This is a genomic window from Janthinobacterium sp., from assembly GCF_009923995.1.
GTDB lineage: Bacteria > Pseudomonadota > Gammaproteobacteria > Burkholderiales > Burkholderiaceae_D > Janthinobacterium.
On record NZ_RFSK01000025.1, the window covers coordinates 65,190 to 76,599 of the forward strand.

An 11,410-nucleotide genomic window follows, 5' to 3' on the forward strand; every position below is an offset into this window, starting at 1 on the left:
GCGCGGCAGCGCCAGTGGTTGGCGCGCCGCTGCTGCGTAAGGAAGAGCGCTTAGGCTTGCGGCGTGGCCGAGACGGTGGCCAGGAAAGCCAGGATCAGCTTGACCAGGTCTTTCGCGCCGATGGCCGCGTATTTCAGGGTCTGCTCGTGCGACAGGGCGAATGGCGACATGCCTTCGGCCAGGTTGGTGATGACGGACACGCCCACCACTTTCAGGTCGCAATGACGGGCCGAGACCACTTCCGGCACCACCGACATGCCGACCGTGTCGGCGCCCAGGCGGGCCATCATGCGGATTTCCGCAGCCGTCTCGAAGTTCGGGCCCGGGTAGGCGACAAACACGCCTTCGTGCAGGGTGATGCCGTTCGAGGCGGCCGTTTCCTTGACCAGCTTGCGCAGGTCCGCATCGTAGGCATTGGCCATGCTGAAGAAGCGCGGGCCGAAGCGGTCGTCGTTCGGGCCGACCATCGGCGTGCCTGGCAGCAGGTTGATATGGTCGCTGATGGCCACCAGGCTGCCCGCGTCCACTTCAGGGCGCAGCGAACCGGCCGCATTCGTCACGAACAGCATTTCGCAGCCCAGCAGTTTCAGGGTACGGATGGCGCTCGTCATCACGCCCATGCCATAACCCTCATAGAAGTGGCCGCGGCCCTTCATGCAGACGACGGCGACGCCCGACAGCGTGCCCACCACCAGCTCGCCCGCATGGCCGTGCACGGTGCTGATCGGGAAACCCGGCAGCTCGTCAAAGCTGATGCTGACGGCGTCCGTCATCTGCTCGGCCAATACGCCCAGGCCGGAACCGAGGATCATCGCCACGCGCGGCTTGAAATTTTCAGGGGCGCGGGCACGGATGATTTCGGCGGCGTGGAAAGGGGCGTTGTTCGACATGGTTATCCTCGTAGTGACTAATGATGAATGCTGGCTGCGCGACGGCGCAAGACAAGTTGCCGCGGCCCAGCTATCGGGTATGGGTGCGTGTTATGGGTATATCCAAATGCGTATTGCAACTATTAGCCGCCACTATGCATCAATCGGAATATGTATGGCAAATACCATTTTTCTTACCCATTTATACAATTCAAATATAAATGGCCGATATTATAGTCCAGGCAAGGGCTGGCCCGCCAGCGGCGGCCTAGCCCTTGCGCAGCCCCGGAAATTGCATGCATACAAGCCCCATACGACCGTCTTGCCCGTACGCAGGCTGCCCGCTTGACACCACTCAGACAAATGTTTATAGTCACAGACAAATGTTTAAATACTGAGCGAAAACCTTGTGACCGATACCAACAAAAAAGACCAGTTATATACGCTGATCCGCAACAACCCCTTCATCTCGCAGCAAGACCTGGCGAGCGAACTGGGCTTGTCGCGCTCGGCCGTCGCCGGCCATATCGCCGGACTGATCCGCGAACGCCGCCTGCTGGGGCGCGCCTATGTGCTGCCGGACAGCCGCCCCGTGCTGTGCATCGGTGCCGCCAACCTGGACCGCAAGATGCGCACCCTGGCTACCTTGCAGATGGGCACGTCCAATCCCGTGCGCTCGGAAGAGGTATTTGGCGGCGTGGGCCGCAACATCGCGGAAAACCTGGCCCGCCTGTCGCTGCCCGTCGCCTTGCTGACGGCGCTGGGCGACGACGCGGCCGGCCACGCCCTGCAGACACACGCGGAAGATGCGGGCATCGACATGCGCGGAAGCTTGCATTTGAGCAATACGAGCAGCGGCACGTACACGGCCGTGCTGGACGAACATGGCGAAATGCTGCTGGCGATGGCGAACATGCAACTGTACGAAAAGCTGACGCCCGCTTTCCTGCACAGCCGCCAGCCGCAGCGCGCCGCCGCCGCCCTCACCGTATGCGACCTGAACCTGGGTCACGACAGCGTGCAGGCGCTGCTGGCCGATGCGCGCCAGGACGCCGCCCACGCGACGCCGCTCGTCATCGTCGCCGTCTCGCAGCCGAAGATGGCGCACCTGCCGCAGGACCTGACGGGCTTGCACCTGCTGATCCTGAACCGGGGCGAACTGGAAACCCGCGTGGCGCGGGCCTTGCCGACGGCGTTTGACGTGCGCGCCGCCTGCCGCGAAGTGCAGCGCCAGGGCGCGCGCCAGGTGATCGTCACCTGCGGCGGCGAAGGCGTGTATTTCACGGATGGCGACAGCCCGGACGCGCCTGTCGAGCACCTGGCCGCGCGCGAAGTGGTCGCCGTCGACGTGACGGGCGCCGGCGACGCATTTTCCGCCGCCGTCTGCTGGTCCCTGTATCACGACAGCGGCAATCTGAAACTGGCGTGCCGGCGCGGCCTGAAACTGGCCGCCATGACGCTGGAATCGGCTGCCACCGTGTCGCCCCTGATTTCGGCCGGCGCACTTGACGACATCGACGACGCCGACCTGGCGCCGCCCCCACCTACCCTCTTTCAACAGGACTGAAACATGACTCAACTCAACACCCAACTCGGCAACTTCCTCTCGTTCTCGCAAGAAGTGCTAGCCGCGCGCGCCGCCGGCAAGGCCATCGTGGCGCTGGAATCGACCATCATTTCGCACGGCATGCCGTACCCGCAAAACGTGGAAATGGCGCGTGAAGTGGAACAGATCATCCGTGACGGCGGCGCCGTTCCGGCCACCATCGCCATCATCGATGGCAAGATCTGCGTGGGCCTGTCGCCCGAGCAGCTGGAATTGCTGGGCACCTCGCCCGATGCCATGAAGGTCAGCCGCCGCGACCTGCCGTTCGTCTTGTCGCAGCGCAAGCTGGGCGCCACCACCGTGGCCGCCACCATGATCTGCGCGGAACTGGCGGGTATTTCCGTGTTCGTCACGGGCGGCATCGGCGGCGTGCACCGCGGCGCAGAAACGAGCTTCGACATTTCCGCCGACCTGCAGGAACTGGCGCACACCTCGGTGGCCGTCGTCTGCGCGGGCGTCAAATCCATCCTCGACATCGGCCTGACCCTGGAGTACCTGGAAACCCATGGCGTGCCCGTCATCAGCGTGGGCCAGGAAGGCTTCCCCGCCTTCTTCACACGCGAAAGCGGCTTCAAGGCCGATTTCCGCCTCGACACACCCGCGGAACAGGCGGCCTTCATCGGCACCAAATGGCAGCTGGGCCTGAAAGGCGGCGTCGTCGTCAGCAATCCCGTGCCGGCCGCGCAAGCCATGCCCAAGGAAGAGATCGACGCGATCACCACGCAGGCGCTGCAGGAAGCGGACGCGGGCGGCGTGAAGGGCAAGCAGGTCACGCCATTCCTGTTGTCGCGCATCAAGCAGCTGACGGATGGCCGCAGCCTGGCAACGAACATCGCCCTCGTCAAGCACAATGCGCAAGTCGGCACGGCACTTGCCATTGCCATGCAGGCAGTGGTGGCACGATAATAGGACTGCTGTAAAGAAAGCGCGCGCCTTGCTGTGCGCGCGCCGTTCCATCGCCTAGCAACACGCAACGCCAAGGAAAGCATGTCCATCGATCTGAAACAGTTAAAGTATTTTCTTGCCGTTGCCGAGGAGAAAAGCTTCAGCCGCGCCGCCGAACGCCTGCATATCTCGCAGCCGCCGTTGAGCCAGCAGATCATGAAACTGGAAAGCGAACTGGGCGTGCGCCTGTTTGCGCGCACCACGCGCACTTTCGAACTGACCGTGGCGGGCAAGGCGCTGATGAACGAGGCGGCCGACCTGCTGGCCAAGATGCGCATGACCATCGATACCATCCGCCAGATCGACCGCGGCGAAGTGGGCCGTTTGCGCGTGGGCATCGTGGGCTCGGCCATGTGGGGTCCCATCCCCAGCCTGCTGGAAGAATTCCAGACCAAATTTCCGCGCGTCACCTGGACCCTGCACGAACTCGGTCCCACGGTGCAATACGAAGCCTTGCGCGCCAAGCAGATCGATGTGGGCTTCTGGCGCGAACCCCGGCTGAACGACGAAGACTTGCGCCACGACAATCTGCGCCAGGAACTGTGCTTCCGCGAAAACGTGTGCGTGGCCGTCAACGAACACCATCCGCTGGCGAAAAACACGGCCATCGAGCTGATCGACATCGCCCACGAACCCATGCTGACGCTGAACCTCGATAAATCCGCGTTTCCCCGCTACCTCGTGCAATGCTGCATCAATGCGGGCTTCGAACCCGTGATCTTCCAGGAAGCGAGCGAACCGCAAACCCTGCTGGCCATGGTGGGCGCCGGCCTGGGCGTGACCCTGGTGCCGGAAACGACAAGCCGCATCGGCTGGCCCGGCGTCGTGTTTCTGCCGATCAAGACCAATCCGCCTTCCGCCAACCTGTATATCAGTTACACCACGCTCGACGACGCGCCCGTGGTGCGGGCCTTTTTAAATATACTTAATCCCCCATCGGCCTGACGCGGCCCGGCCCGGCCTGGCGTGGCGCGACTTGATCCAGCCAATTTATATGGCTTTCATATAAATAGTTAAACAAAAACGTATTTGTCATACATATCTGGCATGATGCATAGTGATTCGGACGCCCATCATGGCGCCGGTCCTGTGTCTGCCCTGCCCGTCTTGTTGACGCGTATCCTGGCCCACGCCGGCACCCCATTCGATGTTGTAAATATAAAAGAGACGGGGCGCGACTGTTGCATGAGCATCACACTGTGTACACAAAAGCATATAAGGCCAGCAATGATCTTGTGCATGATCTTGTGCAATACAGTGCAATGTTGATAAGGAACTATCAGCTCGTGCATGAAAAACAGGCTAAATCGGCCCCAAATTATATGTTTCACCTATAAAAAATATACAATATCGATCTTCCAGGAGCCAATTCATGAAACTTACACAATTTAGTTTGACGATCGCAGCCGTATTCCTGACTGCTCAAGCGTCCGCGGCTACCCCAAAACTGGGTGTCGTGTATGACGCGGGCGGCAAGTTCGACAAGTCGTTCAACCAATCCGCTTTCGAAGGCGCCTCGCGCTTCAAAAAAGACACGGGCATTTCCTTCATCGAAGTACAGGCATCGAGCGATACGCAAGCCGAGCAAGTCATGCGCGGCCTGGCCCGCAAGAAACTCGACATGATCGCCGCCATCGGCTTTGCGCAAACGCAAGCCGTGCAAAAGGTCGCCAAGGAATTCCCGAACGTGAAATTCGTGCTGATCGACGGCCAGGCTGCCGGCAGCAACGTCAATTCCGTCGTCTTCAAGGAAGAAGAAGGCTCCTACCTGGTGGGCGTGGCTGCGGCCATGGCCAGCAAGAGCAAGAAAGTCGGCTTCATCGGCGGCATCGATATTCCCCTGATCCGCAACTTCGCCTGCGGCTACGCGCAAGGCGTCAAGGCCGTCAATCCGAAGGCGGAAATCACGCAAAACATGGTCGGCACCACCTCCGGCGCCTGGAATGACCCGGCCAAGGGTGGCGAACTGGCCCGCTCGCAATTCGAGCGCGGCGTCGACGTCGTCTTCGCCGTTGCCGGCGGCAGCGGCATGGGCACCCTGCAGATGGCCAAGGAAAAAGGCAAGCTGGCGATCGGCGTCGATTCGAACCAGAACCATCTGTATCCAGGCAGCATCCTGACCTCGATGGTCAAGCGCGTCGACAACACGGTCTATGACAGCTTCATGGAAGTCAAGAACGGTACCTGGAAGGGCGGCGTCAGCTATAAAGGCTTGAAAGAAGGCGGCGTGGACTGGGCGCTCGACGCGAACAACCGCAAGCTGATCACGCCGGAAATCGAAAAACGCGTGTTGGGTGCGCGTAAAGACATTATCGATGGCAAGATCAAAGTGATCGATTACCGCGTCGGCAGCAGCTGCCCGGTCTAAACTCACTCTTCATCACTAAGCGCGCCGCCGGGGCCAGTCCCCGCGCGGCGCGTTTCCATGAAACTATCCAGTTATGAACCTATGCAGCCAGCAGTAGAATTTCGCAGCATTTCCAAGCAATTTGGACATGTGAAGGCGAACGCCGACGTCAGCTTCTCCATCGCCAAGGGCAGTATCCATGGCCTGGTGGGGGAAAACGGCGCCGGCAAATCGACCTTGATGAGCATCCTGTACGGATATTACCGTGCCGACGGCGGAGAAATCTTGCTCGACGGAAAAGTACAGCCTATCCGCAACAGCCAGGAAGCGATCAACCTCGGCATCGGCATGGTGCACCAGCATTTCATGCTGGTCGAGAACTTCACCGTCCTCGACAATATCATGCTGGGCACGGAAGGCGGTTTTCGTTTGGCCAGCCACCGCGCCGAAGCGGAGGCCCAGCTGCGCGAGATCTGCGCCCGCTACCGCCTCGACGTCGACCCGCTGGCGAAGATCGAAGACCTGTCCGTGGGCGCCCAGCAGCGCGTGGAAATCCTCAAGCAGATTTACCGCAGCGCCAACATCCTGATCCTCGACGAGCCGACGGCCGTGCTGACGGCGCAGGAAACGGCCTCGCTGTTCGAAATCCTGCGCCTGTTCAAGGAACAGGGCAAAACCATCATCCTGATCACGCACAAGCTGCAGGAGATCCTGGAAATCACCGACAACGTCACCGTCATGCGCGGCGGCACGGTGGTCGGCGCCGTGGCGACAGCCGGCACCTCGAAGGAAGAGCTGGCCAACATGATGGTCGGCCGCCCCATCCAGAGCCATCTGCCCCGCGCGCCCTACAATCCGGGCGCCACGGTGCTGGAAGTGGACGGGCTGCAGCTGGCCGACGAGCAGCAGGTCAAGCTGCTGGCCGACATCGGCTTCAACTTGCGCGCCGGCGAGATCGTCGCCATCGCGGGCGTCTCGGGCAATGGCCAGAGCGAGCTGCTGGAAATTCTGTCCGGCATGCGTTTGCCGACGTCCGGCACCTTGCGCTTCCTGGACAAGGATTTGCCATTTGGCAAGCGCCATGATGCCGACGGCTTGCCGCTGGCCTTCCGCGAACTGGGCATCGCCCACATTCCCGAAGACCGGCTGCGCGATGGCGTGGTGAAGAATTTCTCCGTCATGCAGAACACCATCCTCGGCTACCAGGACCGCCTGAAGAACCGCTGGGGCTTGTTCAACTTCAAGGCCATCGGCGCGCGCTGCGCGGAATTGCTGAAGACCTTCGACGTGCGCCCGGCCAATCCGGACCTGCGCATCGGCTTGTTGTCTGGCGGTAACCAGCAAAAGGTGGTGATCGCGCGCGAAGTGCTGGCGCAGCCGAAACTGATGCTGGTGGGCCAGCCCACGCGCGGCGTCGACATCGGCACCATCGAAAGCATCCACACGCAATTGCTGGCCCTGCGCGACGCGGGCGTGGCGATCCTGCTGGTGTCCGTCGAACTGGAAGAAGTGCGGGCGCTGGCCGACCGCATTCTCGTCATGTGCGGCGGGCGCATCACCGGCGAACTGAAAATTGAAGAATTCGATACCACCCGCATCGGTCTGCTGATGGGGGGAATGCATAAATCATGAATAACGACTTGCCACGCTGGGCGACAGCCTTTGTCATGCCCATGTTAAACCTGCTGTCGGCCTTGCTGGTCGCAGCCCTGGTGATCTATATGCTGGGCGAAGATCCGGCCGAATCGCTGGGTATCCTCGTCAACAGCGCCATCCTCAATCCGGAAGGCCTGAGCTACACCCTGTTCTACGCCAGCACCTTCATCTTCACGGGCCTGTCCGTGTCCGTGGCGATGCAGGCCGGTCTGTTCAATATCGGTTCCGAAGGCCAGATGTACATCGGCGGCCTGGGCCTGACGGTGGCCATGCTGGCCTTCGACCAGACCCTGCCCGCCTGGCTCCTGATTCCGGCGGCCATGATAGGTGCCGCCCTGTTCGGCGCGCTGTGGGGCTTTTTGCCCGGCTACCTGCAAGCCAAGCGCGGCAGCCACATCGTCGTCACCACCATCATGTTCAACTTCATCGCCGCCAGCCTGATGAACTTCATCATCGTGAAGTACCTGATTCCCCCGGGCGAACAGAATACGGCCAGCCGCGTCTTCGCGGAAAGCGGCGAAATGCCGCGCCTGAACACCTGGTTCCCGGCGCTGGGCGATACGCCGCTGAACGTCAGTTTCCTATTGGCAATTGCGGCGCTGGTCATCTATGGCGTGATGGTCTGGCGTTCGTCGTGGGGCTTCAAGCTGCGCGCCACGGGCCTGAACAAGCATGCGGCCCACTATGCGGGCGTGTCGATCAGCAAGATGATCATCATCGTCATGCTGATCTCGGGCGCGCTGGCGGGCCTCGGTTCCGTCAATTCCATCATGGGTTCGACGCACTACCTGTCGCTGAACTTCGTCGGCGGCGCCGGCTTCATCGGCATCGCCATCGCCCTGATGGGCCGCCAGCATCCGGTCGGCATCTTTTTGTCGGCCGTGCTGTTCGGCGCGCTGATCCAGGGCGGCTTCGACCTGTCGCTGGAAAAACCGAATATCCCTACGGAAACCTTCATCTTCATCCAGGGCTTGATCATCCTGTTCTGCGGCGCCATGGAAAACTTCTATGCCCCGGCCATTTCCGCCCTGCTCAAGCGCACCAAAGGCTAAACCATGACACTCGACGACTTTCATTTCGCCAGCATCCTGGTATCGACCGTGCGCAATGCGCCCGTCCTGATCTTCGCCGCCATGGCCGGCCTGTTTGCCGAGCGCAGCGGCATGATCGACATCGGCCTGGAAGGCAAGATCCTGGCCAGCGCCTTCGCTTCCGCCGCCGTGGCCTACACGACGCAAAACCCGTATTACGGCATGGCTGCCGGCATGCTCGTCTGCGTCGCCCTGGCCCTGCTGCAAGCCTATGTCAGCATCACGCAAAAGGGCAACCAGCTGGTGGCCGGCATGGCCATCAACATCGCCATGAGCGGACTGACGTTTGTGCTGGCGCAATTCTTCTTCCAGCAGGGCGGCCGCACGCCGGACCTGGGGTCGGCGCGGCTGTTCGACGTGGTCTTGCCCGGCACGCAATACGTGGAACACATTCCCTTCATCGGCTGGGTGTATGCCCACCTGATCGGCGGCCATTCCATCCTCGTCTACGTGGCCTTCCTCCTGATCCCGCTCGTGCACTGGCTGCTGTACCACACGCGCTTCGGCCTGCGCCTGCGCGCCTGCGGCGAAAACCCCCATGCGGCCGACTCGGCCGGCGTGAGCGTGGAAGCGACGCGTTACATGGCCATGCTGGTGGCCGGCATCCTGTGCTCGTTCTCGGGCGCGTATCTGGCCATCGTGCAGAGCGGCTTCTTCCTGCGCGACATGTCGGCCGGCGCCGGCTACCTGGCCCTGACGGCCATGGTGTTCGGCAACTGGCGCCCCGTCTACACCTTCCTGGGCTGCCTGATGTTCGGCTTCTTCGCCGCCATCCAGATCCAGATCGAAGGCGTGGACTTGCCCGTCGTGGGCCGCATCCCCGGCTCGCTGATCCAGATGGTGCCGTACGTCGTCACGGTGATCGTGCTGGCGGGCTTGATGGCCAAATCGGTTGCACCGAAAGCTATCGGTATCCCGTTCGTCAAGTCCCGTTAAGAGCACCTGAGAAAATGCCCATGGCGTCGTTGCCTTGCCTCGTCGTACATTCGTACTGCCTTCGGCAAGACGCCTAGCCCTGGGCATTTTTCAGGCGCTCCCTAAAATGACAAAAAGCGAAGCTTTCGGGCTTCGCTTTTTTTACGCCTGTGCAATCTCGTCCAGCGAGCAATACACGGGCAAACCAAGCTCTTGCGCCACGGCCACCATCCGGTCGGCGCCCTGCGACGCGCCGCCGATGCGCAGCACGGCATCGCAATGGCTGAGCAGGCGCTCCCCATGCGCGTGGAACAGGGCGTCATACACGCTGTCGCCCACCTGGGTCGAGCCGGCCAGCGCCAGCATGGGCAAGGCCAGCCATTCACCGAGCACGGGCATGTGCCCCGCTGCATACAGGGGCAGACAGACGGCTTGCATGGCCGCCACATTGCGCGCCATCAAGATGGGATCGTCGCCCGTGCCGGAACGATACGGACCAGCCACCAGGATCTGCAGCCCCCGTTTGCGCGGCATCAAGTGCAGCTGCGCATGCTGCAGCAGCATGATGGTCTTGCCGTCGCAGATGCGCCCGTCGGCCACCATCCGCAGCGCCTGCGCCAGGGGCAGTTCCAGCACTTCGATATCCTCGCCTTCGTGCGCCAGCCCGCCGCCATCGCCGATGCGGCTAGCCGGATCGTATTCGGCGACAAAGAAGTGCAGGCGCTCCGTCACGGAGCCAGGACTCATGAAGGCTTCGAATACCTTGTGCACCTCGCCCACGGCGTAACCCGTCTCTTCTTCCACCTCCGCGCGGATGCGCTGCTCCGCACTCGCCTGTTCCAGCAAGCCGGCGGCCGCCTCGATGAGGAAACCGTCGTGGCCTTCACGATAGGTGGGAAAGCGGAACTGGCGGATCAGGATCACCGTGCGCCGCGCCTTGTTGTAGAGCAGGATGGTGGCGCCATCGCCGCGGTCATAGGTTTCCCGCGTCTGCGTCTGCCACTGGCCGTCACGGCGCAGATAATCGAACGTCGTCTTTTGCAGCAGGTACCAGTCATGCGACAGGGTTTGCACGCCCTGGATACGCACCCGTTCCTGTTTGGTATTGTCTTCGTGCATCATGTCTCCTTGTGCTTGCGTGGATCGACTTTATCATGCAAACTCGTGCAATATCAAGAAAATACAAGAAAAGCCATGCTCACACACCAACGCAAGCAATACCTGCTGGACCTGCTGCAGCGCGAAGGCCAGATCGTCGCCAAGGCCGTCAGCGACAGCCTGGGCTTGTCGGAAGACACGATACGGCGCGACCTGCGCGAACTGGCGAAAGAGGGATTGCTGGAACGCGTGCACGGCGGCGCCCTGCCCTTGCTGCCCCGCTCTCCCGCTCTGGCGCCGTTTGCCGGACGCGAACAGATTTCGCCGCAAGCCAAACCCGCCATCGGCCGCGCGGCGGCGACGATGGTCCAGACGGGGCAAGTGGTGTTCATCGACGGCGGCACGACGGCCGTGCAGCTGGCGCGCCAGCTGCCGCGGGAATTGCGCGCCACCATCGTCACGCACAGCCCGAGCATTGCCGTCGAGCTCGTCAATCACCCCGGCATCGAGGTATTGATGCTGGGCGGGCGCCTGTACAAGCACTCGATCGTGGGCGTCGGCGCGGCCACCGTGGAAGCCATCGGCCGCATCCGCGCCGACCTGTATTTCATGGGCGTGGCCAGCCTGCACCCGCAAGCGGGCATCACCACGGGCGACTACGAGGAAGCGTGCGTCAAGCGGGCCCTGAGCGACGCATCCGCCCGCACCATCGTGTTGGCCTCGCCGGAAAAACTGCATACGGCATCGCCGTTCCAGATCGCGCCCTTGAGCCAGGTCAACGATATCGTCGTGCACCGCGACGTGGAAGACGCGCTCGTGGCGCCGTATCGCGACATGGGCATCAGCGTGACCCTGGCATGAAAAAAGCGGCCCGCGGGCCGCT

General features: G+C 62.0%; 9 protein-coding genes and 1 pseudogene. 8 read left to right on the forward strand and 2 right to left on the reverse strand.

What is annotated here, in order from left to right:
- Positions 1 to 50 precede the first annotated feature (50 nt).
- Complete coding sequence (gene xapA, locus EBS11_RS14345) at positions 51 to 890, reverse strand: xanthosine phosphorylase (protein WP_131374319.1); 840 nt, start codon at positions 888 to 890, stop codon at positions 51 to 53.
- 388 nt (positions 891 to 1,278) lie between these two features.
- On the opposite strand from xapA, the gene EBS11_RS14350 reads away from it, so the two are divergent.
- The 7 genes from EBS11_RS14350 to EBS11_RS14380 all read left to right on the forward strand — a co-directional run bounded on the left by EBS11_RS14350 (position 1,279) and on the right by EBS11_RS14380 (position 9,450).
- The gene (locus EBS11_RS14350; protein WP_290603660.1) at positions 1,279 to 2,436 is read left to right on the forward strand and encodes a carbohydrate kinase; all 1,158 of its coding nucleotides are present in this window, start codon (positions 1,279 to 1,281) and stop codon (positions 2,434 to 2,436) included.
- Between the two features lie 3 nt (positions 2,437 to 2,439).
- A complete protein-coding gene (locus EBS11_RS14355) occupies positions 2,440 to 3,381 on the forward strand; it encodes a pseudouridine-5'-phosphate glycosidase (RefSeq protein ID WP_290603662.1) in 942 nt (313 codons plus the stop codon).
- Between the two features lie 81 nt (positions 3,382 to 3,462).
- On the forward strand, positions 3,463 to 4,365 hold the full coding sequence (locus EBS11_RS14360; RefSeq protein WP_290603664.1) for a LysR family transcriptional regulator: 903 nt from the start codon (positions 3,463 to 3,465) through the stop codon (positions 4,363 to 4,365).
- A gap of 427 nt (positions 4,366 to 4,792) precedes the next feature.
- Entirely contained in the window at positions 4,793 to 5,788 is a 996-nt protein-coding gene (locus tag EBS11_RS14365; protein WP_092798098.1) for a BMP family ABC transporter substrate-binding protein, read from the forward strand.
- A gap of 81 nt (positions 5,789 to 5,869) precedes the next feature.
- Entirely contained in the window at positions 5,870 to 7,399 is a 1,530-nt protein-coding gene (locus EBS11_RS14370; protein WP_290603668.1) for an ABC transporter ATP-binding protein, read from the forward strand.
- The gene (locus tag EBS11_RS14375) at positions 7,396 to 8,475 is read left to right on the forward strand and encodes an ABC transporter permease (RefSeq protein WP_365955449.1); all 1,080 of its coding nucleotides are present in this window, start codon (positions 7,396 to 7,398) and stop codon (positions 8,473 to 8,475) included. The genes EBS11_RS14370 and EBS11_RS14375 overlap by 4 nt, the downstream gene beginning before the upstream one ends.
- A 3-nt stretch (positions 8,476 to 8,478) precedes the next feature.
- A complete protein-coding gene (locus EBS11_RS14380) occupies positions 8,479 to 9,450 on the forward strand; it encodes an ABC transporter permease (RefSeq protein ID WP_290603672.1) in 972 nt (323 codons plus the stop codon).
- Positions 9,451 to 9,963: 513 nt separating this feature from the next.
- On the opposite strand, the pseudogene EBS11_RS14385 reads toward EBS11_RS14380, so the two are convergent.
- Positions 9,964 to 10,548: pseudogene (locus tag EBS11_RS14385) on the reverse strand (NUDIX domain-containing protein); the annotation flags it as partial.
- A gap of 75 nt (positions 10,549 to 10,623) precedes the next feature.
- Between EBS11_RS14385 and EBS11_RS14390 the strand changes: the two are divergent.
- Positions 10,624 to 11,388, forward strand: a complete 765-nt coding sequence (locus EBS11_RS14390; protein WP_290603674.1) for a DeoR/GlpR family DNA-binding transcription regulator — start codon at positions 10,624 to 10,626, stop codon at positions 11,386 to 11,388.
- The last annotated feature ends 22 nt before the right edge of the window (positions 11,389 to 11,410 follow it).